A 25,175-nucleotide genomic window follows, 5' to 3' on the forward strand; every position below is an offset into this window, starting at 1 on the left:
AAAAAGGGGTGAGTAAATGTGGGAAAATATTAAACGCAATCACTTCATGCTGGTAACTGGGATGGAGACGCTATTTCTCGGAGCCTTCTTAATCTACGTTGCTAACGTCTTTAAGGAGCCTGACCGGTTCCATCACATCATCCAGCACGCTCAAGATCCATATGTGTCAATCTTGCTGATTGTGGTGGGGACGCTGGCTATCATCGTGGCTGTGCTGGACGTGCGGCAATTCAGGGCGCGACGAATGGCCTTGGCTGCTATGGTAATGGTCTGGTCAGTCTACTTTATCCTTTTCATGTGGCATGACTTCCACACGCCAGGGCCCATGAAGTTTGGGACTATCCTAATCGGCTTCGTACTTGTGCGTTTATTTGCAGAGCTGGCTTGGGGTGATAAGACGTGAAGCATCAAATCATGGAGTTCTTAACGGTGGGCATCCCCTCGTTAGTCGCCGCATTTATCAGCTGGGTTATCGGTGCACGTAATGACGGTACAAGTCGGGAGAATGTCTACGCCGACCACACCAAAGAGATGTGGGAACGTATGGACGAACTTAACGCAAAGCTGGACAGGGTGACACAGGAACGCGACGACCTTAAAGAACAGCTTCGAGCCATGCGTCAGCAGGTGAGAACGTTACAAGGTTCAATTAACCAGATGAAGAAAATGATGGAGGAAAGTAAAAATGAACAACGTAAATGATGTATTTAGCTGGCTTCAATCCACTGGGGTTGTGGCTTTTTTGATTGTAGTAATTCCAGCCGTATATAAGCTTGCCAAGCCACTCTTAGACAAAAAAATTGCCACTGAGAAGAACGTTCACCTCAAGCAATCACTGGAAGTCGGAGAAAAGCTTGCCGATGCTGTCGTGCCTGAAATGGCTGTGATGGCTGGTCTGTCTAAGACTGATCGCAAAAAGGAAGCGATTCGTTTCGTCAGTAGTCGGCTAACCGCTAAGGGACTCGACGTAGACCCAATGATTGTATCAAGCTTAGTCGAAAAGTCTTATCAGGCCTACAAGGTAGTTGGTGGAGATAATCATGCTCCCAAAATCACCCCGGCACCCACCGAAGTGATTACACCTGACAAGGGCGGTGAGGACAATGACTAAGCGCGGAATTGATATTTCTAGTTACCAAGACAGTTCACTGGCTTACTTGAAAACTAAGAAGAAGCAGGGGGCCAAGTTCGTTATCGTTAAATTAACGGAAAAGACGGACTATATCAGTCCTAAAGCAGCAAAGCAGATTAGTAATGGACTAAAAGTTTTCGGCACGATTGGCGTCTACCACTTCTTTCATGGGTATGGTCTAGCGGAAGCACGTTACTTTCTTTCCTGGGTTAAGAATTTCGGCTTGGACAAGACCACGTTACTAGCGATTGATGTTGAGTACCAAGGGTTGCCAAGCAATGCGACGCCTCAAATTAATGTTTTCCTGAAATATTTGAAGTCACACGGTTATAAAAATGTAATCACATATGGATCTCGCTCTTGGTTCACATCTCATCGCATCCATCGTACTGGATTGATTGATAAGGGGGCATGGGTCGCAGCGTATGGGACTGACCGCCCAGGTATTAATGGCGCCGATGCCTGGCAAGACACAGACAACTGGCATGGGGTTGATGGCGACTTAGATTTCACCGGTAAGCTTAGTGGTACTAAGATTGTAGGAAAGCCTAAGAAACCATCATACTGGTCTGATAATGGACTGTATGAGGTCATTACTAGCCAAGTTAACGTGTATGGAAAGGTGACATTAGACAAGGCTAATAAGCGCCGTATGCGGCTTACCAAAGGGTCTACCATCTACGGTAAAGCTGTAAAGTATAAGAACATCTACCGTATCAAAACTGATTCAGGTTTCATCACCGCCAACAAAGGCATGGTTAAACTGATTCGTAAAAGCAAGTAGCTCAAGGGCCACTCTATCCGATTGGGTAGGGTGGCCCTTTTTGCGTACAATTATTTTTTCGGTTTGGCTTGATTTATAACAGGCGACAATCAGTGTTGAAATGTTTGCCATCCTAATGTGACTATTACAACTTGCGGTCTGTTAAACGTGATATGCTGGGGCAGTCGTTATGACTACTTCTTGGGAATCCGTCCTACCGTAATAGGTAAGACGGATTTTTTTCTTCTATATATTATGTAATGGCGCTGCCCGACTTGTAAACTTCATCAAAATGTCCCACAGAATCTCCCACAGACCCACGATTAACAATGATAAACAAAGAATGTAAAAATTTAAGAATGCCTGTATAATGGGTTTTACACGTATTAACGCTTTTAAAGTTACCCCAAAATCAGTATAATATAAACATTCGATTACCGTCTACGGACGGCAGGCTTGGAGCGAGTGAAACATATGCGGAAGTTAAAATATTTGGACTATTGGCTATTTGTGCCATACTTAATTTTGAGCCTCTTTGGGATCGTGATGGTGTACTCCGCCAGCGCTGATATTGGCTCACAAAACGGGGGCAGTCCTGGCAGCTACCTCGTGAAGCAACTGCTTTACGTAATTCTGGGATTGGCCATCTACACCTTTATGGTGCTTATGAATTTAAATAAACTGCGTGATAAGAAAATCTTGAAGTATGCCAGCATCATTGCGATCGGTTCACTCCTATTTCTGTTGATTATCGGGAAGACCATCAACGGGGCAGCTGGTTGGATTCGGTTGGGTCCGATTAGTATTCAGCCGGCTGAATTTGTGAAGTTCTACCTGATTATTTGGTTGGCACACATTATTGATCGACGCCAAGATGCTATCGCTATTGAAGGCTGGTGGGCTGTGATGCTACGGCCGGTCCTCATTAGTGGGTTAATGATCGGCTTGATCTTTATTCAACCGGATTTAGGAGGGGCGACCATCAACGCCAGTATCGTCTTTGTGATGCTGCTGGCCAGTGGATTTAACTGGAAACGTGCCATCACTTACTTTTTGGGCGCCATCTTGTTTGTTCTGGGAATCGTCTTTCCCTTGGCCGTTAAGATTTCCGAGATGGGCTTTGCTAAAAATAATTACCAACTACAGCGGATCGTGGCCTTCGTGAATCCCTTCGAGCATTCGCAGGGGGTTGGCCAACAGCTGGTCAACTCCTATTATGCGTTGAGCAATGGGGGTATCTTGGGGGTTGGCTGGGGGAATAGTATTCAAAAAACGGGATACTTGCCCGAGCCTAACACCGACTTTATCATGGCCATTTTGGCCGAAGAACTGGGGCTAGTCACAGCTCTAGGCGTTATTGCCTTACTGTTCTTGATTATTACCCGAACGGTATTGGTCGGGATTCGTAGTAATTCTGCCTATCACACGCTGATTTGTTACGGGGCGGCTACCTATTTGACGGTACAAACACTCTTTAACTTGGGCGGGGTGCTGGGCTTACTGCCAATTACCGGGGTAACTTTTCCCTTTATCAGTTACGGGGGGTCCAGTACCTGGACTCTCGCGTTGGTCATGGGGGTTGTCATGAATATTAGTGCGCGGCAGAAACGGTACCGCGTCACACATTAACTGAGGAGGTCGACTGATGGCATTTGAAATCCAACCACGACAGAGTCTGATCGTGTATACGTATAGTTTGAAACAGACCCGCCAATTGAAGCGCTACGGTACCGTTATGTACGTGTCTAAGAAGATGCGTTATGTGGTGCTCTATGTAGATCGAGCGGATGTGGCGACACTGACGGATCAGTTGAATCATTTACGCTTTGTCAAACGGGTTGTCGCATCACAACGCCCAGAAATCAATGAGACGTTTAATGGTGTCGCCGAAGAAATGGCGGCCGCAACGAAGGATGATGATGAATGAGAATTGTAGCAGGTGATTTTGGTGGTCGGCGGCTCAAGGCTGTCCCCGGTATGGCCACTAGGCCAACCACGGACAAGGTCAAGGAGGCATTGTTCAATATCATTGGCCCTTATTTTGATGGTGGCCGCAGTCTGGACTTATTTGCTGGATCCGGTGGGTTGAGTATTGAAGCCGTGTCACGTGGGGTGGCGCAAGCCGTTCTGATCGACAAGCAATATGCGGCCATTAAGACAATTAAGGATAATGTGGCGGTCACTAAGGCACCAGAAAAATTTGAAATTCTGAAACGCGATGCGAATCGCGCGTTAAAGGAACTGGCCGGTCGGGGGGATCAATTTGATTTGGTCTTCTTCGATCCGCCGTACGCTCAGCAAAAGATTGCCGAACAGATGGCGACTTTGCGGGAACTGGGATTGTTAGCATCCGGTGCACGGATTATTTGTGAAACGGATCAACAGGCACAGCTACCCGATGATGTTGCTGGTTTTGACTTTGTTGAACGCCGAGACTATGGGATTACCGAGTTGACGATTTACGCGTTAGGGAGTGAAGGGTAATGACGATTGCAGTCTTTCCAGGCAGCTTTGATCCACTGACAAATGGTCATTTGGATCTGATTCAGCGCGCAAGCCGGATGTTTGATCATCTGGTTGTCGCAGTGGGGCAGAATACGTCCAAACGTGGTGTCTTTACTGCCAGTGAACGGGTTGCCTTCATCGAGGCCGGAACACAAGACTTAACGAACGTTTCCGTTCAGGTTGAGACGGGACTGACTGTCGCTTTTATGCGGTCGGTAAACGCCACAGTTTTAGTTCGTGGCTTGCGTAACAGTACTGATTTTGAGTTTGAACAGGGCATTGCTGGGATGAACCGAGCCTTGGATAATCAGATCGACACGGTTTGTTTGATGGCGGCGCCGAAATATCAATTTGTGTCATCCAGCCTGTTGAAGGAAGTGGCACAATTCGGTGGTGACCTGACTCAGCTGGTGCCACCAGCGGTCGCTCAGGGACTGCGGGATCGATTGGAGCGTGACAAGTAGATGTGGAAGTTGACGCGACATCAATGGCGTCAAGTGATCGGCACATTGATTTTGGCAATTGCTGTCCTGGCGTTTTTCTTTATGCCACTGCCCAAGTATATTGAAGGCCCCGGTGAAGCGGATAACCTCAAGACCTTTGTGAAGATGCCCGGGCATCCCGATAAAGATCGGGGAAAGTATATGATTACCTCCGTGGCGCTGGCCCAAGCACGACCGGCGACTTACCTGTATGCTAAGATGAATAGCATTTACAGCATTGAAAGCGTGGACGCTGTGACGGGCGGGCAGAGCAATGCTACCTACGACAAGGTTCAGGACTTTTACATGCAAAGCGCTATTAATGAGTCGATTTATACGGCTTATAAGGCGGCTAAGAAGCCCGTGACGCGGAATTATTTGGGAATCTACGTGTTGAGTGTGGATCAGAAATCACCGTTCGCGAAGCAATTGCAGGTTGGCGACACGGTAACCAAGGTTAACGGGCACCATTTTAACGCGATGGCGGGGTATCAGCAGTACATTCAGCGCCAAAAAGTTGGGTCCAAGGCGACGATTACTTATCAGCATAACGGCAAGACACGGTCAGTCACGAAGAAGCTGATGCGTCTGCCGACCAAAAAGGCTGGAATTGGCATCACCTTGACGGATAACGTGAAGGTGACGGCAACTCCTAAGGTTACGGTTGATGCTGGGAATATCGGCGGGCCGTCCGGTGGACTGATGTTTAGCTTACAGATCTATACGCAGGTGACTGGCCAGAATCTTCGTCATGGCAAGAAGGTCGCCGGAACGGGAACGATTGACGCCAACGGTGACGTGGGCGAGATCGGGGGCATTGACAAGAAGATTGTTGCGGCCAAACGCGCCGGTGCGACCGTCTTCTTTGCACCGTACGTCAAGCCAAGCAAACTGTTATTGAAGTATGAAGAGCACCACATGACCAACTACCAGTTGGCCAAAGCAACAGCAAAAAAGTATGCGCCAAATATGAAAGTGGTTCCTGTGAAGTCCTTTGACGACGCGGTTCATTACCTCAAAACACATTAAGTTGAAATTCCTCTTTGAAAAAAGAGGGATTTTTTTGATTTTAAAAATTTATTTTACCTTTAATTACGGAGTTAAGAGTAAAGGGGGCAATTGGTATGCAACTAGTTGGGGATTGGTGGTCAAAATTAGAACGGCGGTATCAGGTCATTATCGGTAGTGTGCTAGTGGTCGTGGTGGGCATTGGCTTGGGTGGCTGGTTAATAACGAGTCATGCGACACCTGCGCCGCTACCAGCGGCGATTCCACCAGCACAAACGCAGACGAGTCATGCCTCAAGTTACCCGGCGACGGGGACCAGCGGCGCGGCCAGTCAAGTCAACAGTCACGATACACGAGTCTTTGTGGACGTTCAGGGTGCCGTGGCTCATCCGGGACTGTATGAATTTTCGGCTGAGATGCGGGTAGCCGATGCGATTAAGACGGCTGGGGGTCTGACGGCCAAGGCCGACCGGCAACAGGTGAACTTGGCCTCTCGTCTGACCGATCAGCAGCAATTGACCATTCCGCTAAAGGGGGAAAAGCCAGTTAGTGCTGGTGGTAAGGAATCGGCAGCGGCAACTAGCCAATCTGACAGTGGCGGGAGTACCAAGGCGAGCGGCCCCACAGCAGTTATTAATTTGAATACGGCAACAGTAGCTGATCTCCAACAGCTGACTGGTATTGGGGAGAAGAAGGCCCAGAAAATCGTGGACTACCGGACGGCTCATGGATCTTTTCAAACAGTGAAGGATCTCACGCAGGTACCAGGATTTGGCGAGAAGACGGTGGCTAATCTACAGGACCAACTGACAACTTAGCCGGCTGAAATTGGTAACAACCAACGGGGAATTTCTGGCAGGACGTTAGTGTTAATTTTAGGCGAATGGTGTAAGCTAGTGAAGGTTATTCGGGCTGCAGCTTGTGAGAAATGGCAGTCAAAAAAGGCATTTTAATATGAAGATGAATGGGGACTTTAACATGCAGCGAGAACGAATTCCTTGGGATCAATACTTTATGCTTCAGGCGTTAGTGATTTCCACGCGGAGTACCTGTAATCGGTTGTCAGTTGGCGCAACCTTGGTGCGTGACAAGCGCATTATTGCGGCAGGGTACAATGGCTCGGTGTCGGGCGATGACCATTGTCTGGACGAGGGTTGCTATTTGGTAGATGGTCACTGTGTTCGGACGATTCATGCCGAAATGAATGCCATTCTGCAGTGTGCCAAATTTGGTGAAGCCACGGATGGCGCTGAGATCTACGTCACGGATTTTCCGTGCCTGCAATGTACGAAGATGTTATTGCAAGCTGGCATCAAAAAGATTACTTACATGCGTAATTATCACAACGATCCCTACGCTCAGAAACTGATTGCTTTAAAGCACGTGGCCTTGAATCAGGTTAGTGTTGACCCGGCACTGTTGACGCAGCTACCATTTGAACAACCTAAACAGGATTAGTGGCGGCTAACCACTGGTTCTTAGCGTGTTTGCCTCTGGTAGCAGTCAGTGTTATTTTTAATGGCCATCCGATGGCTGGTGTGGGACTGCTGGTCATAACGATTGGGCGCGTGGTAGCGTTGCGGTCACGACGGGCATTGCTGGTCACGTTACTGCTAGGGGTTGCCTTCAGCGGTATTTTTGAATGGCGACAGGTCCAGGTGAATCATCGACAAATTTCAGCGTTTCATCCGACCAATGTGGCGCTGACCGTGACCTTTCAACCGGACGCACTCGTTTTTCGCGGTGCCAGCTACTACTTTGTTGCGCGAAACCATCAGACCGGGGAACCGTTAACGGTTCGTGGCTGGGCGCAGTCTGCTTCAGAGCTTCAGTACTTGCAACGATTGCGCCAACCGCAGCTCTGGCGTGTGAGTAGTCAACAGGTCGGCATCCTACCGGCGACGAATTTTAATCAATTCGATTCGGCCAGTTATTGGCGTCATCGTGGGGTGACGAAGTCCCTTAAGATTGGCAGCATTCTCCAGCGGCAGACTGCACCGTCAACGCCGCTACAATATGTAATTAATTGGTGGCATCGGCAGCGTACTCGGTTGATTCGCTATTGTGATCGGCTGCCTGGTGCCTTGCGCGTTTATGCATTGGGCCTCCTACCGGGAAGCCGTGCAGCCGAAGCTGTCCAGGAACTTCAGGGGATGCAGCAGCTGGGACTATTACATTTATTTTCGATTTCTGGCCTCCACGTGGCACTACTGCTAACGGCTGTTGAGTGGGTGTGCGTGCATCTGCGGATGCAACGTGAACACTGGGAGTGGGGCTTGCTCCTTGGTCTTCCAGGTTACTTTATTCTGGCAGGGGGTGGTAGCGGTGTGCTCCGGGCCTGCTTAATGCGTGGTATTCAATTGGGTGGCCGCAAGGTTCGGGTGCGAGTGAGCGCTTTAGACGCCTGGGCAGGCGCCTTAGCGATAGGTCTGTTGATGAATTACGGCATGCTGTTTGAGTTGGGGAGCCAGCTGAGCTATGGCCTGTCATTAGGTCTGATTCTTTTGGCGCAAGAATCACACTGGTGGCGCCAAACCGGCCTGACGTTACTCGGATTGCCCAGTCTGCTTAATGGTATCTTTCAGTGGCATACGTTGACAATCTTGGCAAATGTTGTGTTGGTGCCGTTATTTCCGCTGGTTATGTTGCCGATAACGTTGATTGGCGCACTGAGCTTCCCCTGGTTTCCTGTCATCAGTGGGTGGAGTGCGACCGTTTTAGCACTACTGGATGGCGGGCTAGCACGTTTGGCCGAGTTGCCGGGAAACGTGAGCTTTGGGAAACCGTTGTGGTGGGTCTGTTGGCTGTGGTTAGCATCGACCTGGTGGCTGTTCAGTCGGCCGCCACGACAGCGTCGGCGGTGGCTAACTGGTTTACTCGCGAGCTATGGCTTGATGTATGGTTTAATCCATTTACCACTTCACGGTGAGGTCGCTTACTTTGACGTGGGTCAGGGCGATAGTATCTTGCTGCGGGAACCGTTTAATCGGCGAATTGCGATGATCGACACGGGTGGTCATTTGGCCTTTCCTCAGCCGAAATGGGTGCCATCCACGCCAACGACATATGCAGCGACGCATACGAATCTGAATTATCTACGAAGCATCGGAATCGATCACGTGGACGACCTGTATTTGACCCACCACGATGCCGATCATATTGGGGATCTCCCCGCTTTTTTGCAGGCTATACGGGTTAAACGGTTACTTGTGCCGGCGGGGATGGAGACTGAGCCGGGATGGCAACGGGTGTTAGTCCACAGTCGCTTCCCGGTGAAGATTCAACCGATCACGATTGCCAGTCAAGTGCCACTACGCGTTCGACATCCATATGAGGCAGCGCCGGCCGAAAATGCCAATTCATTGGCTTTACAGGGCGATTTTGGTGGGCTGAACTTTCTCTTCATGGGGGACTTGGACCAAGCAGGGGAACGGAAAATTATGGGTGATGACCCACAGCTTCGAACTGACGTGTTAAAATTAGGACATCACGGCAGCAAGACGGCCAGTGTACCGGCCTTTATCGAGCAACTCCGTCCACGGTGGGCAGTTATTTCGGCTGGGCGGGAGAACCGCTATGGTCATCCGCATGCCGAGACTCTGACAACGTTGCGAGCGGCTGATGTGCCGGCAGTGAGCACCCAAACGAGTGGCATGATTCGCTATGTCTATACGGGGAAACACGGCGTCTGGCAGACTAAATTAAAAGGGGAACGGGACTCTTGACGATTAATGAACTCTTAAAAACCTTGGCAACCGGTGGCAAACTAGCGCCGGTATACCTGATTATGGGGCAGGCAGACTATCTTCAGCGGCGGTTGAAGACGGCCTTTAAGTCGGTCGTTCCCGCGGAAGAACAAACAATGAACTATGCTACCTATGATATGGATGCTGTACCGCTGGCTGTCGCATTAGATGATGCTATGGCAGCACCGTTCTTTGGTGAACGGCGGGTTGTATGTATCGATAATCCCCAATTCTTGACTGGGGAGACCAAGAAGCAAAAGGTAGAACACGATGTTGCTAGCCTCCAAACTTACTTAGAATCGCCTATGGAAAGTACGGTACTGGTCTTCTTTGCACCTTATGAGAAGCTAGACGGTCGTAAGAAGGTATCTAAACAGCTGAAACAGGTGGCTACGACCATTGATATTGGCAACTTCTCTGAACGAGACGTGCGGCAGTTTGTGACGACGCAGCTCAAACAAGATGGGTATACCATGGCCCCTGCGGCACTGGGTGAACTGATTCAACGTACGGATGCAGACCTGACACTGATGATGGCGGAGCTCCCAAAGCTGGAACTCTTTGCTTATCCACAGAAGACGATTCAACCGGACGCCGTTACTGGACTGGTGGCTCAGACATTGACGCAAAATGTCTTTGATCTGGTCAATCAGGTTCTGGCCAAGGACACGGCTAAAGCTGTCACGCTGTACCGGGAATTGTTGCTGGCCAAGGAAGAACCGTTAAAGATCAATGCAATCTTGCAAGGCCAGTTCCGCTTGCTGATCCAGACAAAGGTGTTGGCTAAACAGGGATACAGTCAGGGAAAGCTGGCCAGCCTGCTGAAAGTCCATCCTTATCGGATCAAGCTGGCACTGCAATCACAGCGACGGTTCAAGCTGACCGATTTGAATCAGGCCTATTTGGGATTGTTTCGGGTGGAGAAGCAGATGAAATCTACTGCAATGGCGCCAGAAATGCTGTTTTCGTTATTTATGACGCAATTCGCCGAGGGTCAAACGGCCTAAAATGGTATCAAAAAAGGGAGCCGACCAGAATGGTCGACTCCCTGAATTGCATCATCTAATCTGTTTGATTAATTGATTACTTAGCTAAACGTGCAGCCATCCGTGACTTGTCACGAGATGCCTTGTTCTTTTTGATCAAGCCCTTGGAAGCGGCGTGGTCAACAGCAGCACTAGCTAAACGGTATAATTCATCCGCGTTGTCGGCACCGGCCGTCTTGGCTTCTTCGAAGCGCTTAACGGCAGTCCGCATCGTGCTTAATTGTGCTGAGTTACGTTCGTTGGCCTTAACATTGGTCTTGGCACGTTCGATTGCTGATTTGATAATTGGCATGAAAATTTCACCTCCGAATGAGAATTCCTGTACCGGAAATCTTAATTTCAACGTATGTAATTATACAGAATCCAGAGACCGAATGCAATACCTTAGCGAGATAAATGTAAAGCAATTTTACTTGATAGGCATTTACATGGAAAAGCTTGCTATTTTGGTGGAAATTCAGTATGATAGGTAACTGTGCAAAAGCACAAACCCTTAACTTAGTTGGTTCGACAACCACCGTCGACTTACTCAGTTTAGGGCAATTATATGAAGGGTGGTACATTTACCATGGCTATTAGTCCAGAAAAGAAAAACGAAGTTATCAAGCAATACGCACGTCACGAAGGCGACACGGGTTCTACTGAGGTCCAAGTTGCTGTTTTGACCGCTGATATCAACGAAATCAACGTGCATATGCAAAATCACCGTAAGGATTTCCATTCCCAACGTGGTTTGATGAAGAAGATTGGTCACCGTCGGAACCTTTTGGCTTACTTACGGAAGACTGATGTTCAACGTTACCGTGAATTAATCAAGAGCTTAGGTCTGCGTCGTTAATTCGCCGCACCGATGAGTCCATTTCCCTCTGGGAGATGGACTTTTTTTGCGTGGGACACCTTCCTAGTTCAGTAATTGTCCAAAGTATGGTAGACTGGAGAAAGTTTAATCATGGACGAATTTAGGTAGCGATACCTATAAGAAAAGACTGGTCGCAGCAGATCAGTGATTAACTTAAAACTAGTGAAAATACTTGAGGTGAACTTATGAGTGCAAAGATAAAAATTATTCCGTTTGGTGGTGTCCGCGAGAACGGGAAGAACATGTATGCCGTTGACGTTAACGGCAGTATTTATATTTTAGATTGTGGGTTAAAGTACCCGGAAAATGAGTTATTAGGAATCGATGTTGTGATTCCGGACTGGAACTACTTACGTGAGAATAAGGATCGCATTGTTGCGGTCTTTCTGACTCACGGCCATGCTGATGCGATTGGCGCGTTACCTTACTTTTTGAGTGAGTTCAACGTTCCAGTCTTTGGGTCAGAAATGACGATTGCATTAGCTAAGTTAAACGTCGCCGATGAACCAAAGGTAAAGAACTACGATGACTTCCACGTGGTTGATGAAAAGACTGAAATTGACTTCGGTGACGTGGTGGTATCCTTCTTCTCAACGACTCACTCGATTCCAGAATCCATGGGGATCGTTCTGAAGACGGATGAAGGTCAAATCGTTTATACCGGGGACTTCAAGTTTGACCAAACAGCTAAGCCTGGCTACCAGACGGATTACGCCCGGCTCGGGGCTATTGGCCAAGCTGGTGTGTTAGCTGTACTGAGCGACTCTGCCAATGCTGAAAATCCAACGATGAATGCTTCCGAACAGGAAATTGCTGAATCCATCGAGGAAACGTTTAATTACCGTAACGGCCGTGTTGTCGTTGCCTGTGTGGCCTCAAACATCTTGCGGATTCAGCAAGTCTTCGATGCCGCCGCTAAGACGGGACGGAAGGTTTGTTTGACTGGGCAGGACCTGGAAAAAATCGTTAACACGGCGATGAAGTTGGGCAAGCTGTCTTTTGACGACGATCTCTTGGTTACGCCAGAACAACTTGATAGCTTAGAGCCTGCTGAAACGGTGATCCTACAGACTGGCAAGATGGGTGAACCCATCAAGGCTATTCAACGGATGGCGAATAAGCAGGAAAAAACGCTCAATCTGCAAGAAGGTGACTTGGTCTACATTACAACGACACCTTCTCATGCTATGGATACGACGGTTGCCCAGACGCGGGACATGGTTTACCGTGCGGGTGGTGAAGTGAAGGCTATTTCCGATGAAATGAATTCTTCAGGTCACGCCTACAAACGCGACTTGCAACTCATGCTGAACCTGTTGAAGCCAAAGTATTTAGTGCCTATTCAAGGGGAATACCGACTATTGAACGCGCATGCTAACGCCGCAATGGAGTTAGGAATGCCTGCCGACCACGTCTTCATTCTTGCCAAGGGTGATGTTCTAACATACGACAAGGGGACCATGGGTCTTGGTGAAGGTATCGATGTCAGTGATACCATGATCGATGGGATCGGTGTTGGTGATATCGGAAACATCGTTCTGCGTGACCGGAAAGTCTTGGCCGACGACGGTATTTTTATCGCCGTGGTGACGATTGACCGTAAGAAGAAACAGATCGTGGCGGAACCCAAGATTACATCTCGGGGATTCGTCTACGTCAAGGCCAACAAGGATTTGATGCAGGAGAGTGGCCAAATCATCAGCAAGGCCGTTCAAAATAACCTCGATAACAAAGAGTTTGATTGGGGCCATTTGAAGCAGGACGTGCGGGAACATTTGAGTCACTACCTCTTTGAACAGACGCACCGGCGCCCAGTGATCTTACCGGTTATCATGGAGGTCAACCAGCACCATCGTCGAGCAAGTAGCAAGGATAAGGCAGACACGGGGAAGGAACAGGCTAAAGATACCAAGGTCCCCGCTAAGCCAAAGGCAAAACCTAAAGCTAAGGGGTCTAAATCAAAGGCAACTGGCAATAAACCTGCTGCAGCGACTAAGGATGGCCAGGTTACGCATAAACCACGGCGCAATCGAAAGCGGCGTCCGCACGTGGCTAAGTCAGTCGAAACAACAGACAAACAGTAAAAATATGAACGGACCGAGACCATTTGGCGTCGGTCCGTTTTGATTCAATCATTTTTGGTACAGAAAGGAATGTGCTATGGGAGAATTTTCTAGTCCGGATGCTCGTGAACAAGCCATTGAGCGAGCTCACCAGGCGTTCGATGCGGAGGAGTGGTCCTCGGCGACTGAGTGGTTTGAACGGCTCTATAATGACCAGCAAACGGCCGAATTTAATCGTTATTTGGTGGCGAGTCTCTACCACGATGAGAAGTATTTGGCGGCGGAACAATTTGCGGCGGAACAGGATGCGGTTTATTTAACGACGGCAGAGACTTTTCAACTACGCTTAGACGTGGCTCTGAAGAATCAGCAATTTATTTTCGCACGAGAATTCTGCGATCTGCCGGCGGCAAAGGCGTGGCGTGATGCGGGAATTTCAGAGATTGTCAACGCTGAGACGGCTTCTCGCCAGGCACTGGGGGAGACGCAGCGGGTCTTGGCTAAGCAATTCTATCATCTTGGAGATGTGGATTTTGATGAGCAGCGGCAACGACTGACACATGCACGTCAGTTACCACTCAAGGAATTCATGCAGGGCGTTCAGTATTTATTGGTCGATCCTTTTTTACATCCATTGATGCGTGCGACTCTTCTGGAAGAACTTTTACGCCTGCACACAACGAAAACCGTTCGTCTTCATTGGTTAGACGATGAGGGTTACACTTTGGATACCACGCAATTGCAACCGGTCGGGGCGAGTCGGGCTGCATATATGATGCAAAATTATCTACATGAAGACCTGGGCCAGAGAGATCCGATGCTTGCCGCTAGCGTTTCACAAACAATTACGTTACAATTAATGATGCTGTATCCGTTTATCGACAAGATTATTCGGAATCCACTGGCCTGGGTCCAGACCGTGGCGCAGCAACCGGTGACAGATCAGATCGATGCTGCAGAATTAAATGAAATTTCTGAGTGGCAAAACCGCTTAAATCACTTCATGAGTGCATTATTTGGGCCGATTAACCATGAAAATCATGAAAAACCGTAAATTCGGCAAGATTTTAGTTTACAAATAATTCCGCAGCATATATACTGGTCAAGGATTCTTTTTTGGGAGGGTTCCAGCTTTCCCTTTCTGAAAAGAAGTAGTATAATTTTACGCAAAGGGTGATTAATTTTCTTTGTGAGAAGAGATTATCCTTGCGATAAAATACAGGAGGGTTTCATTAATGGCTGAAAAAGAACATTATGAAAGAACTAAACCCCATGTAAATATTGGTACTATTGGCCATATTGACCATGGGAAAACGACGTTAACTGCTGCAATCACTAAGGTACTTGCTGACAAAGGTTTAGCAAAGGCCGAAGATTACGCTGATATCGATGCTGCTCCAGAAGAACGTGAACGTGGTATCACGATCAACACTGCCCACGTTGAATACGAAACTGAAAAGCGTCACTATGCGCATATCGATGCCCCAGGACATGCTGACTACATCAAGAACATGATCACTGGTGCTGCCCAAATGGACGGTGCTATCTTGGTTGTTGCTGCTACTGATGGCCCTATGCCACAAACGCGTGAACACATTTTGCTTGCTCGCCAAGTTGGTGTTAACTACATCGTTGTCTTCTTAAACAAGACCGACTTAGTTGATGACGACGAATTGGTCGACTTAGTTGAAATGGAAGTTCGTGAATTGCTGTCCGAATACGATTACCCTGGTGACGATATTCCAGTTATTCGTGGGTCTGCTTTGAAGGCTCTCGAAGGCGACGAAGAACAAACCAAGGTTATCCTTCACTTAATGGACGTTGTTGATGATTACATCCCAACGCCAGTTCGTGAAAACGACAAGCCTTTCTTGATGCCCGTTGAAGACGTCTTCACGATCACTGGTCGTGGGACTGTTGCTTCCGGTCGTATCGACCGTGGGATGGTTAAGGTTGGTGACGAAGTTGAAATCGTTGGTTTACATGACGACGTATTGAAGACGACTGTTACTGGTCTTGAAATGTTCCGTAAGACGTTGGACCTTGGTGAAGCTGGGGATAACGTTGGTGCCTTATTGCGTGGGATTAACCGTGAACAAGTTGTTCGTGGCCAAGTTCTTGCACAACCAGGTTCGATCCAAACCCACAAAGAGTTCAAGGGTGAAGTCTACATCTTGAGCAAAGAAGAAGGTGGCCGTCATACGCCATTCTTCTCAAACTACCGTCCACAATTCTACTTCCACACCACTGATATCACTGGTGTTATCGAATTGCCTGATGGTGTAGAAATGGTTATGCCTGGTGATAACGTGACGTTCACTGTTGAACTGATCCAACCAGCTGCCATTGAAAAGGGTACTAAGTTCACTGTCCGTGAAGGTGGCCACACTGTTGGTGCCGGTACTGTTACGGAAATTGACGACTAATTAATTTATTAATTAGTGTGCCTTGAAAGAGGGGCTGAAGGGGTGACCTTTCAGTCCTTTTTTCGTACCTAGAGACTCGCTGTAAATGGTGTGCGGGTTTCGGGTTGACACCTTGGTGTGACGACCGGAGGGTTAACCCGTGATGTCAAATTTTCGGTAGCGGTTTATCTTTATCGGATTTTCGACGAAAAATTTAAGGAAAGCCGCGTCATTCACGGCATTTCAGCAAAAACTATTTTACAATTTGGATAGCATAAGGTACACTTATACAGTATGCAATTGATAGAATTGTAAATAGTAATATCTTTCATTTCGGAGGGAAAATAATGGCTGCAAAATGGGAAAAAAAGGACTCTAATCAAGGCGAATTAACCTTTGAAATTGCTCCTGATATGATCAAGGATGGTCTGGACAAGGCCTTCAAGCGCACCAAGAAGAACCTGGCTGTACCTGGTTTCCGTAAAGGCCGTGTACCACGCCAAATCTTCGACCAAATGTATGGTGAAGAAGCATTGTACCAAGATGCTTTAAACATTGTTTTACCAGATGCTTACGAAGAAGCTATCAAGGACGCTGGTATCGAACCAGTCGACCAACCCCAAGTGGACGTTGAATCCATGGACAAGGGTAAGGCTTGGGTTCTGAAGGCCGTTGTTACGGTTAAGCCAGACGTTAAGCTTGGTGACTACAAGGATCTCAGCGTAACGAAGCAAAACACGCGGGTTTACCAAAAGGACATCGATGCCGAATTAGAAAAGCAACGTCAACAACAAGCCGAATTAGTGCTTAAAGAAGATGAAGCCGCTGCTAAGGGCGACACTGTTGTGATTGACTTCGACGGTTACGTTGATGGCAAGCAATTCGATGGTGGTAAGGCTGACAACTACTCCTTGGAATTAGGCTCTAACTCCTTCATCCCTGGCTTCGAAGACCAATTAGTTGGTCACAAAGCTGGCGATGACGTTGACGTTAAGGTTACTTTCCCTAAGGATTACCAAGCTGAAGACTTACGCGACAAGGAAGCTACCTTTAAGGTTACCCTCCACGAAGTTAAGGCAAAGCAATTACCAGAATTGGATGATGAATTCGCTAAGGATGTTGACGAAGAAGTTGACAGCTTAGAAGAATTAGAAGCCAAGACGAAGGACAGCTTGAAGGAACAAAAGACACAAGCTGCTCACGATGCTATCGAAGACGAAGCTATCAGCGAAGCCGTTGATAATGCCGAAATCGCCGACATCCCAGAAGCTATGCTGAAGGATGACATCAACCGTCAAATGGACCAATACCTGGCTAACATGCAACAACAAGGCATCGAACCAAAGATGTACTTCCAATTGACTGGGACGACTGAAGACGACTTACGGAAGCAATTCACCGATGGCGCTGAAAAGCGGGTTAAGACTAACCTTGTGCTTGAAGCCGTCGTTGCTGCTGAAAAGATCGAACCTTCAGAAGACGAAATCAGTGCTGAAGTTAAGGACTTAGCTGGCCAATACGGCATGGAAGAAAGTGCTGTTCGCAGTGCCCTTTCAGATGACATGTTAAAGCATGACATTGCTATCAAGAGCGCCGTTGACTTGATTGCCGATTCCGCAAAGCAAGACAAGAAGAAGGACTCAGAAGATAAGGATTAATTCCTTAGCCAATTGAGGACTTGACCGGGACGACAGTCGCTGTTGTCCCGGTTTTTCATTAGAATCAGGTTTTCTGAGCCGTTGAGGCAAATTGATTTTATCATAGGCTTATCTGTGGTATAGTACACGATTGATAGGGAAATCTGGTTAGTTCGACAGGTTTACTGACACACAGTACTTTGTAATGAGTTAGGCTTAAGCCTGGAGAGAAAGGGTGAAGTTTATTGTTTGAAAACACCGAAACGAATGGCCCAGTGACCTGTTCTTTTTGTGGTAAATCACAAGATCAAGTCAAGAAGATCGTTGCCGGCCCAGGTGTTTACATCTGTAATGAATGTATTGACCTCTGTAAAGAAATCATTGATGAAGAATTCAGTCAAGACACCGCACAAGAAACCTTAGAAGTGCCAACGCCTGCTGAAATTGTCAACACGCTCGACCAATATGTTATCGGTCAAAGTGAAGCCAAGCGGACGTTATCCGTTGCTGTTTACAACCACTACAAGCGGGTAAACGAAATGGCTCAAGCCGACGATGAGGGGCCTGAATTGCAGAAGAGCAACATTGCTGTGATTGGACCTACTGGTTCCGGGAAGACCTACCTGGCCCAAAGTCTGGCTAAGATTTTAAACGTGCCGTTTGCTATCGCAGATGCCACGACCCTGACTGAAGCTGGTTACGTGGGTGAAGATGTTGAAAACATCCTGTTGAAGCTGCTACAAAACGCCGATTACGACGTTGACCGCGCCGAAAAGGGTATTATTTACATCGATGAAATCGATAAAATTGCGAAGAAGTCCGAAAATGTTTCGATTACGCGTGACGTCTCCGGTGAAGGGGTGCAACAAGCTCTCCTGAAGATTCTTGAAGGCACGATTGCCAACGTTCCGCCTCAGGGTGGTCGTAAGCATCCCCAACAAGAGTTCATTCAAATTGACACGACCAACATCCTCTTCATCGTTGGTGGGGCCTTTGATGGCATTGACGGCATCGTCAAGCGTCGTCTGGGTGACCAAACGATTGGATTTGGTGCCGACAGTAAGGAACAAAACGTCTTGGCTTCCGGTGATGGTTTGATGCAACATGTGATTCCAGAAGATTTGCTCCAGTTCGGATTAATTCCAGAATTTATCGGGCGGTTGCCAATTTTGACGGCCCTCGAGAAACTGGATGAAAACGACTTGGTTCGGATCTTGACGGAGCCTAAGAACGCGTTGGTCAAGCAATACGAGAAGTTGCTGTCCCTCGATGACGTTCAACTGGAATTCCAGCCAGCTGCCCTCCGCGAAATGTCTAAATTAGCCATTGCCCGGAATACCGGTGCTCGTGGATTGCGGTCAATCATCGAAGACGTGATGCGTGATATCATGTTCGACCTGCCTAGTCGCGATGACGTGGCTAAAGTTGTGATTACGGCTGAAACCGTAACCGACCATGCCGAACCGGATGTGATTTTAAAGGACCAAAAAGCTTCATAATTGCCACACAGTGTGGCGTTGCGACCAGTCTTCAAGCTGGTCGCTTTTTTTATGGTTGCGTAAAGGGTTGGGGGAGCGGGCTTTAACCGCTTTATTGCGGAACCGCTGGTCGAGAAATTCTCCAGTGGGGTGACGTTCTGTGTTAGAATAATGAAAGATATTTGGAGAGGATGGCATTAACCAATGGAAGTCAATCACGTAGAATTAGTCATGAGTGCGGTTGACCCCGCACAGTATCCAACGACGGGGTATCCAGAAATTGCGCTGGTCGGCCGATCAAACGTTGGAAAATCTTCACTGACCAACGTTTTGATCAATCGACGCTCGTACGCTCGGACATCCGGTCAACCAGGGAAGACGCAGACCCTGAACTTTTATAACGTCGAGGATCAACTCTACTTCGTCGATGTCCCTGGCTATGGTTACGCCAAGGTTTCCAAGACGGAACGGGAGAAGTGGGGCCAGATGATCGAAACGTATCTGACGCAACGCGACCAATTAAAAGGGGTTGTCTCGCTCGTTGATGCTCGCCACGCACCGACCGAAGACGATGTTCAGATGTATCAGTACCTGGCCTATTTTAATCTGCCAACGCTGATCGTTGCCACTAAGAGTGACAAGATTGCTCGTGGTAAGTGGAATCAGGCTGTAAGTCAGATTAAGAAGGCCATGAACCTACCTAATACAGATAATATCATCATGTTCTCGGCACCGAAGAAGTCCGGGAAGGATGCCGTCTGGAATTGGATCGAAAAACAAGCCTTTGGGGAGGAATAGGAATGGAATTTAATGATTATCAAAAAGCTGCGAACCGAACGTTGTATGGCAACGAGCAGGTTCTAACCAACTGTGCATTGGGGTTGGCCGGTGAGTCTGGTCAGGTCGTCGATCTCGTGAAGAACTACACCTTCCACGGTCAGGACATGGATCACGAAGCCATCGTTAAGGAGATGGGTGACGTGCTCTGGTATTTAAGCCAGATCGCCCAGTGGGCCGACATCGACTTCGATGAAGTGGCACAAGATAACATTAAACGTCTCAATGAACGCTATCCTCATGGCTTCCAACCGGAACGGTAATCATTTCGTGAGAGCGATATAGGGTTCTTCAAGATAAAGTCTAAAAATAAAAGGACCCACGGATTTTTCCGTGAGTCCTTTAGCTTTCGACGTTAGTCTTGACTGTGATCCTGTTCGTGTTTTGATTTATCGGCGTTGATCAAGCCTTTAGCGCGCTTGTTATCCTTGTGGGCATCGTCACGCTTCAAAAATTTGTCGCGCTTCACGTCCGTGGGGTCCATCTCAGCAAATTTACCGAACATGGAGTCAAGGTCATCCTGGCGTTTTACTTTAAGAGCCATTCAAGCCACCTCCTTGTCTTTAGCAGTTATCATAGCAGAATTCATGAGATTTGTCATTTATCAGGGTGAAGCTTGATAAAAACCGAAGAAATTGGATTGATTCACGACTGATCAGTGCACTCCTGAATCAGCGCTGTGGCCGGGGCGAATTGCTTGCGCCAAACACGTATTCGGCTTATACTTTATAAGCTAATTCGAGAAATGAACGGGAGGTTTGGCCCTTGGCATCAGAATATTTGGAACACAAATTGGCGTTATTGCCGGGCCTTCCTGGCTGTTATTTGATGAAGAACATTAACAGCCAGATTATTTACGTGGGGAAGGCAAAGAACCTGAAGAACCGAGTGCGGTCGTACTTTAAGAGTAGCCACACCGGGAAGACGGCACAGTTGGTCAGTGAAATCGTGGACTTTGAGACGATCATCACTTCGACGGACAAGGAGGCTTTCCTCCTGGAAATTACGCTGATTCAAAAGCATCAGCCGTATTTCAACATCAAGCTGAAACGGGGAACTGGGTATCCCTACATCAAGATTACCAACGAACGGGACCCACAATTGCTGCTGGTCAGCGACATTAAAAAGGATGGTGCCTATTACTTCGGACCGTATCCCAACGTTTATGCGGCTGAGGAAACCATTCACTTCCTGCAGAAGGTCTATCCGCTACGGCGGTGTACCGGCTATCAGGGGCGACCGTGTTTGTATTATCATATGGGACAGTGCCTTGGTGCCTGCTTCAAGGAAGTTCCCCAGGCCGACTACGATGAACAGATCAAGAAGATCAAGTCTTTCTTAAATGGCAACGTCGGTCACGCCGAAAAAGACTTGAGTGATCGCATGGCTGCCGCAGCCGCTGATATGGCTTACGAGCGCGCGGCGGATCTACGTGATCAGATTCGCTATATTGAAGCCACGGTGGAAAAGCAAAAGATTATTTCTAATGACAGCACCCCCCGGGACATCTTTAATTTTTACCTAGACAAGGGGTGGCTGTCGATTCAAGTCTTCTTCATTCGTCAAGCACGGTTGATGAAACGTGAGAAACGGCTGTTTCCGATTGTCAGCACCGCTGAAGAAGAATTGGCCAGCTTTATCGTGCAGTTCTATCAACGGAAGAATACGGTGCTACCTCGAGAAATTTTGGTACCGGCGAGCATTGACGCTGCCAGTATCGAGGAGATCCTTCACGTGCCCGTTAGAACGCCGCAGCGAGGGACTAAACGTGATCTGTTGGACATGGCTGCCAAGAACTCTCGATTGGTCTTAGAAGAGAAATTTCGGCTGTTAGAGCTCGACGAGGGCAAGACCACTGGGGCCATGAAGGAAATTACCGATGCTTTGGGGATTACGCCGGGGCACAAGATTGAAGCGTTTGACCACTCTCATATTCAAGGGGCCGATCTGGTTTCAGCGATGGTGGTCTTCGTTGATGGTCAACCCAATAAGAAGTTGTATCGGAAATATAAATTGCGAACCGTCGATCACGCCGACGAAACGGCCAGTACACTGGAAGTCATTCGCCGACGTTACGGTCGGTTGCTCAAGGAGCACGCACAGATGCCGGACCTGATTTTGATGGATGGGGGCGACATTCAAATGAATGCGGTCAAAGAAGTCTTGTCGGATGAATTTGATCTCCACATTCCGGTCGCCGGGATGGTCAAGAACGACCACCATAAGACGGCTGATCTGTTGTTTGGCGCCGATGATCACCACGTCCATTTGGACCCGAAGAGTCAGGGCTTCTATCTGGTTCAGCGGATTCAGGATGAAGTTCACCGGTTTGCCATTACCTTCCATCGTCAGGTTCACAGCAAGCATTCGCTGAGTTCACGGCTTGATCGGATACCCGGTGTGGGGCCCAAGACGCGGAATAAATTGTTACGGAAGTTTGGATCGACCAAGAAGATTAGCGAGGCCAGTGTGGATGATCTGCGAGAATTAGGTGTTAGTAAAACCGTTGCGCAGACGATTCGCTTGACCTTGCAAGCAGAGACGGCAGAAATAAAAAATCCGCGGACGCCAACGAAACTTTGACGTGACGGCCGTTTGCCGGTATACTGGCTAGCAGGATACTTTACGAAGAAAGCAGCATGCGCTGGTTTAGAAAACGAGGAATAATAATTATGTTTGTAGATCAAGTTAAAATTGACGTCAAGGCCGGTAAGGGTGGCGACGGGATGGTCGCCTTCCGTCGGGAAAAATTTGTGCCTAATGGTGGGCCTGCCGGTGGTGACGGTGGTCGCGGTGGAAACATCGTGTTCGCCGTTGACGAAGGCTTACGGACACTGATGGATTTCCGGTATCAACGGAAGTTTAAGGCCAAGAGTGGGGGCAACGGTGCCATAAAGTCCATGACTGGGCGTGGGGCCGCGGACACGATTATCAGTGTTCCCCAAGGAACCACCATTTATAATAATGAAACGGGTGCCGTCATCGCTGACTTAGTTGCCAATGATGACTCGGCCATCGTGGCTAAGGGTGGCCGTGGCGGTCGGGGGAATATCCACTTTGCCTCACCCAAGAATCCCGCACCAGAAATCGCCGAAAATGGGGAACCTGGTCAGGAATTTGAGATTCGGTTGGAATTAAAGGTTCTCGCTGATGTCGGTTTGGTCGGCTTTCCATCCGTTGGAAAGTCCACGCTATTGTCGACGGTCACGAGTGCCAAACCTAAGATCGCGGAATATCACTTTACCACGCTAGTCCCTAACCTGGGGATGGTGCGGTTACCGGATGGTCGTGACTTTGTGATGGCCGATTTGCCTGGCTTGATCGAAGGGGCCGCTAATGGGGTTGGGTTAGGTTTCCAATTCTTACGGCACGTCGAGCGGACGCGGGTCATCCTGCATCTGATCGACATGAGTGGCCTCGAAGGTCGTGACCCTTATGAAGATTTTGAAAAGATTAATGAAGAACTTAAGACGTATGATCCTGATATTTTGAAGCGGCCACAAATCGTGGTTGCCAACAAGATGGATATGCCGGATTCTGCCGATAACTTGGCTAAGTTCAAGGAAGATTTGAAGCAAGACGAGCTGTTGGCTCAGGCGCCGGAAGTCTATGCCGTCTCCGCGTTGACTCATGATGGGTTGACCCCGCTGCTACAGCGGACGGCCGACATCTTAGCCGCAACGCCGAAATTCCCAGTTAAGCAAGAAGAAGTGGTCGAAAAGGCTGAATACGACTTCAAACCTGAGGCAGAATTTGAAATTACACAGGATGCCGATGGGACTTGGGTTCTGACTGGTGACAAGCTGTTGAAGCTCTTCCGGATGACGGACATCAATCATGATGAAAGTTTGTTACGCTTTACCCGTCAGATGCGGGGAATGGGCGTCGACAACGGTTTACGAGATCACGGTGCCAAGAACGGCGACCTGGTCAAGATTGACGACTTTACCTTCGAATACATGGCTTAATAGTTTAGCGTCAACAAAAGCGTGGTCAATCAAGACTTGAATCCTGATTGACCACGCTTTAATTTTGAACTTTATGAAGGTAAGCGAATAATTGCCGATTGCTCACGGAAATGACGTGTTGGCTTAAAGTGCCAGTTTTAACCAAGTCGTGGGCTTGACCACCTGCTTCTTGTCAACAAAGGCACCCGCAAATTTAATTTTGACGGACTTGAAGGTTGGCTTAGTCTTTTCACTGGCGAGGCCGGTAGCAAATGTGGCCATTTTGCCCTTGGCCGGAATGTTCTTTCCGGCACTGGCATCACTCAACTGATTAGCCGCATTGAGTTGCCGGTTACCGCTCAGTCGGATACTTTGAATACCATCGGTGGTTACGGCCTGATTCCCGTGGTTATAAATGGTAAACTTAACCTGTAGTGTGTAGTAGGGACTCTTGAGTTGTGCCAGGTTTAAGGCCTGAGCTGCCATTCGTTTGGCGGCGGCCGTCTTGGCGGTATTCTTAATGATGCGAACGGTGGTGATCTTATACGTCAGGTCACCAGACTTAATGGTTGTCTGTGGATGTTTGACAGTGGTCAGTGTGAGTTGCGTGCCGACCTTGTCGAAAGTGTATTGGCCAGCTTTCTTGAGGTTTCCTGACTTCATATAACGCGTGTTCTTGGTCAATTTGGCCTGCGGATGATAAGTTTGAGCCTCTTTTTTATGGGAGACAGACGATGAGGTCACCGCGGCGTCAGGTTCTTTGGCACTGTAACTGCTGGACTGACTACTGCTGTCCTTGAAGTTGGCGGTACTCTTTTGGCCGCTGGATTGGCAGCCAGCGAGTCCCAGTGCGAGGAGACTGAGGCTGAGAAACAATGATGCTTTGATGAAACGCATGGTAAAACTCCTTTCAACCGAATAAGATTTGATGGGGCACTAGGCGGTAACCGTAAAGGCGTTGGGGCGATTCCTGGGCGATGAATAGGCTGGTCTGGGGGTCGACCTGCTGCACGCGGGTTCGCAATTGATCCAACGTTAACGGACGCCCTGGTCCCGTGATGAGGTGGAGCTGGTGAGTCTTGGTTTGTAGGTCAACCACCGGGACTTGCTGACCGTCGTGCTCCCAATACAGGCGCAAGGCGGGATGTAAGTCGATAGTCGACAGGTTAAAGTCAATGAGCCGCATGTTCTGTTGCCCCCAATCACAAGCTTACCTCGATTATACCGAATTTCAGGAAAGAACCCTAGCAATAATCCCCTTCACTGG

Annotated in this window: 27 protein-coding genes; 23 read left to right on the forward strand and 4 right to left on the reverse strand. The window is 48.4% G+C overall.

The window, feature by feature from the left end:
- Window positions 1–16 precede the first annotated feature (16 nt).
- The 13 genes from ACKTSF_RS01750 to holA all read left to right on the forward strand — a co-directional run bounded on the left by ACKTSF_RS01750 (window position 17) and on the right by holA (window position 10,643).
- Window positions 17–403 carry a hypothetical protein gene (locus ACKTSF_RS01750; protein ID WP_407886067.1) on the forward strand — a complete coding sequence of 129 codons (387 nt, stop codon included), beginning with the start codon at window positions 17–19 and terminating at the stop codon, window positions 401–403.
- Entirely contained in the window at window positions 400–702 is a 303-nt protein-coding gene (locus ACKTSF_RS01755; RefSeq protein WP_407886069.1) for a hypothetical protein, read from the forward strand. Before ACKTSF_RS01750 ends, ACKTSF_RS01755 begins: the two co-directional genes overlap by 4 nt.
- Window positions 686–1,111: a hypothetical protein gene (locus tag ACKTSF_RS01760; RefSeq protein ID WP_407886071.1), complete on the forward strand. Its 426-nt coding sequence runs from the start codon at window positions 686–688 to the stop codon at window positions 1,109–1,111. The genes ACKTSF_RS01755 and ACKTSF_RS01760 overlap by 17 nt, the downstream gene beginning before the upstream one ends.
- Window positions 1,104–1,916, forward strand: a complete 813-nt coding sequence (locus tag ACKTSF_RS01765; protein ID WP_407886072.1) for a GH25 family lysozyme — start codon at window positions 1,104–1,106, stop codon at window positions 1,914–1,916. Before ACKTSF_RS01760 ends, ACKTSF_RS01765 begins: the two co-directional genes overlap by 8 nt.
- A gap of 453 nt (window positions 1,917–2,369) precedes the next feature.
- Window positions 2,370–3,524 (forward strand): FtsW/RodA/SpoVE family cell cycle protein, encoded by a 1,155-nt coding sequence (locus ACKTSF_RS01770; RefSeq protein WP_407886074.1) that lies wholly within the window; start codon window positions 2,370–2,372, stop codon window positions 3,522–3,524.
- Window positions 3,525–3,540: 16 nt separating this feature from the next.
- On the forward strand, window positions 3,541–3,822 hold the full coding sequence (locus ACKTSF_RS01775; RefSeq protein ID WP_407886076.1) for a YlbG family protein: 282 nt from the start codon (window positions 3,541–3,543) through the stop codon (window positions 3,820–3,822).
- The gene (gene rsmD, locus ACKTSF_RS01780) at window positions 3,819–4,379 is read left to right on the forward strand and encodes a 16S rRNA (guanine(966)-N(2))-methyltransferase RsmD (RefSeq protein WP_407886078.1); all 561 of its coding nucleotides are present in this window, start codon (window positions 3,819–3,821) and stop codon (window positions 4,377–4,379) included. The genes ACKTSF_RS01775 and rsmD overlap by 4 nt, the downstream gene beginning before the upstream one ends.
- Window positions 4,379–4,864, forward strand: a complete 486-nt coding sequence (coaD, locus tag ACKTSF_RS01785) for a pantetheine-phosphate adenylyltransferase (RefSeq protein ID WP_407886080.1) — start codon at window positions 4,379–4,381, stop codon at window positions 4,862–4,864. Before rsmD ends, coaD begins: the two co-directional genes overlap by 1 nt.
- Window positions 4,865–5,911, forward strand: a complete 1,047-nt coding sequence (locus ACKTSF_RS01790; protein ID WP_407886082.1) for a SepM family pheromone-processing serine protease — start codon at window positions 4,865–4,867, stop codon at window positions 5,909–5,911.
- A gap of 95 nt (window positions 5,912–6,006) precedes the next feature.
- Complete coding sequence (locus ACKTSF_RS01795; RefSeq protein ID WP_407886084.1) at window positions 6,007–6,708, forward strand: helix-hairpin-helix domain-containing protein; 702 nt, start codon at window positions 6,007–6,009, stop codon at window positions 6,706–6,708.
- 160 nt (window positions 6,709–6,868) lie between these two features.
- Window positions 6,869–7,348, forward strand: coding sequence for a ComE operon protein 2 (locus tag ACKTSF_RS01800; RefSeq protein WP_407886219.1), 480 nt, complete (start codon window positions 6,869–6,871; stop codon window positions 7,346–7,348).
- Window positions 7,349–7,419: 71 nt separating this feature from the next.
- The gene (locus ACKTSF_RS01805) at window positions 7,420–9,615 is read left to right on the forward strand and encodes a DNA internalization-related competence protein ComEC/Rec2 (RefSeq protein ID WP_407886086.1); all 2,196 of its coding nucleotides are present in this window, start codon (window positions 7,420–7,422) and stop codon (window positions 9,613–9,615) included.
- A complete protein-coding gene (gene holA, locus ACKTSF_RS01810) occupies window positions 9,612–10,643 on the forward strand; it encodes a DNA polymerase III subunit delta (RefSeq protein WP_407886088.1) in 1,032 nt (343 codons plus the stop codon). The genes ACKTSF_RS01805 and holA overlap by 4 nt, the downstream gene beginning before the upstream one ends.
- Window positions 10,644–10,719: 76 nt before the next feature.
- On the opposite strand, the gene rpsT is transcribed toward holA, so the two are convergent.
- On the reverse strand, window positions 10,720–10,974 hold the full coding sequence (rpsT, locus tag ACKTSF_RS01815; protein ID WP_407886090.1) for a 30S ribosomal protein S20: 255 nt from the start codon (window positions 10,972–10,974) through the stop codon (window positions 10,720–10,722).
- A gap of 276 nt (window positions 10,975–11,250) precedes the next feature.
- On the opposite strand from rpsT, the gene rpsO reads away from it, so the two are divergent.
- From rpsO to ACKTSF_RS01855, 8 genes are all read left to right on the forward strand, one after another.
- A complete protein-coding gene (rpsO, locus tag ACKTSF_RS01820) occupies window positions 11,251–11,520 on the forward strand; it encodes a 30S ribosomal protein S15 (RefSeq protein ID WP_020090254.1) in 270 nt (89 codons plus the stop codon).
- Between the two features lie 206 nt (window positions 11,521–11,726).
- Window positions 11,727–13,625, forward strand: a complete 1,899-nt coding sequence (locus ACKTSF_RS01825; protein ID WP_407886092.1) for a ribonuclease J — start codon at window positions 11,727–11,729, stop codon at window positions 13,623–13,625.
- A gap of 76 nt (window positions 13,626–13,701) precedes the next feature.
- Window positions 13,702–14,658, forward strand: a complete 957-nt coding sequence (locus ACKTSF_RS01830; protein ID WP_407886094.1) for a hypothetical protein — start codon at window positions 13,702–13,704, stop codon at window positions 14,656–14,658.
- 181 nt (window positions 14,659–14,839) lie between these two features.
- Window positions 14,840–16,030 (forward strand): elongation factor Tu, encoded by a 1,191-nt coding sequence (gene tuf / locus ACKTSF_RS01835; RefSeq protein WP_125700037.1) that lies wholly within the window; start codon window positions 14,840–14,842, stop codon window positions 16,028–16,030.
- A 326-nt stretch (window positions 16,031–16,356) separates the two neighbouring features.
- Window positions 16,357–17,667 (forward strand): trigger factor, encoded by a 1,311-nt coding sequence (gene tig, locus ACKTSF_RS01840; RefSeq protein ID WP_407886096.1) that lies wholly within the window; start codon window positions 16,357–16,359, stop codon window positions 17,665–17,667.
- A gap of 224 nt (window positions 17,668–17,891) precedes the next feature.
- The gene (gene clpX / locus ACKTSF_RS01845; protein ID WP_407886098.1) at window positions 17,892–19,145 is read left to right on the forward strand and encodes an ATP-dependent Clp protease ATP-binding subunit ClpX; all 1,254 of its coding nucleotides are present in this window, start codon (window positions 17,892–17,894) and stop codon (window positions 19,143–19,145) included.
- Window positions 19,146–19,328: 183 nt separating this feature from the next.
- Window positions 19,329–19,922, forward strand: coding sequence for a ribosome biogenesis GTP-binding protein YihA/YsxC (gene yihA, locus ACKTSF_RS01850; protein ID WP_407886100.1), 594 nt, complete (start codon window positions 19,329–19,331; stop codon window positions 19,920–19,922).
- A gap of 2 nt (window positions 19,923–19,924) precedes the next feature.
- Window positions 19,925–20,224, forward strand: a complete 300-nt coding sequence (locus tag ACKTSF_RS01855; protein ID WP_020090261.1) for a nucleoside triphosphate pyrophosphohydrolase family protein — start codon at window positions 19,925–19,927, stop codon at window positions 20,222–20,224.
- Window positions 20,225–20,316: 92 nt separating this feature from the next.
- Here the strand turns inward: ACKTSF_RS01855 and ACKTSF_RS01860 are convergent, their stop codons facing one another.
- Window positions 20,317–20,505 carry an SPJ_0845 family protein gene (locus tag ACKTSF_RS01860; protein WP_020090262.1) on the reverse strand — a complete coding sequence of 63 codons (189 nt, stop codon included), beginning with the start codon at window positions 20,503–20,505 and terminating at the stop codon, window positions 20,317–20,319.
- Window positions 20,506–20,726: 221 nt separating this feature from the next.
- Between ACKTSF_RS01860 and uvrC the strand changes: the two genes are divergently transcribed.
- A complete protein-coding gene (gene uvrC / locus ACKTSF_RS01865; RefSeq protein ID WP_407886103.1) occupies window positions 20,727–22,544 on the forward strand; it encodes an excinuclease ABC subunit UvrC in 1,818 nt (605 codons plus the stop codon).
- An 89-nt stretch (window positions 22,545–22,633) separates the two neighbouring features.
- Window positions 22,634–23,929 carry a GTPase ObgE gene (gene obgE, locus ACKTSF_RS01870; protein WP_407886105.1) on the forward strand — a complete coding sequence of 432 codons (1,296 nt, stop codon included), beginning with the start codon at window positions 22,634–22,636 and terminating at the stop codon, window positions 23,927–23,929.
- 123 nt (window positions 23,930–24,052) lie between these two features.
- Here obgE and ACKTSF_RS01875 read toward each other — a convergent pair whose 3' ends face one another.
- Both ACKTSF_RS01875 and ACKTSF_RS01880 read right to left on the reverse strand, forming a co-directional pair.
- The gene (locus ACKTSF_RS01875) at window positions 24,053–24,805 is read right to left on the reverse strand and encodes a hypothetical protein (RefSeq protein ID WP_407886107.1); all 753 of its coding nucleotides are present in this window, start codon (window positions 24,803–24,805) and stop codon (window positions 24,053–24,055) included.
- 13 nt (window positions 24,806–24,818) lie between these two features.
- Window positions 24,819–25,094 (reverse strand): hypothetical protein, encoded by a 276-nt coding sequence (locus tag ACKTSF_RS01880; protein ID WP_407886108.1) that lies wholly within the window; start codon window positions 25,092–25,094, stop codon window positions 24,819–24,821.
- Window positions 25,095–25,175 lie beyond the last annotated feature (81 nt).

The sequence above is a fragment of the Levilactobacillus muriae genome, assembly GCF_045862015.1.
Lineage (GTDB): Bacteria > Bacillota > Bacilli > Lactobacillales > Lactobacillaceae > Levilactobacillus > Levilactobacillus muriae.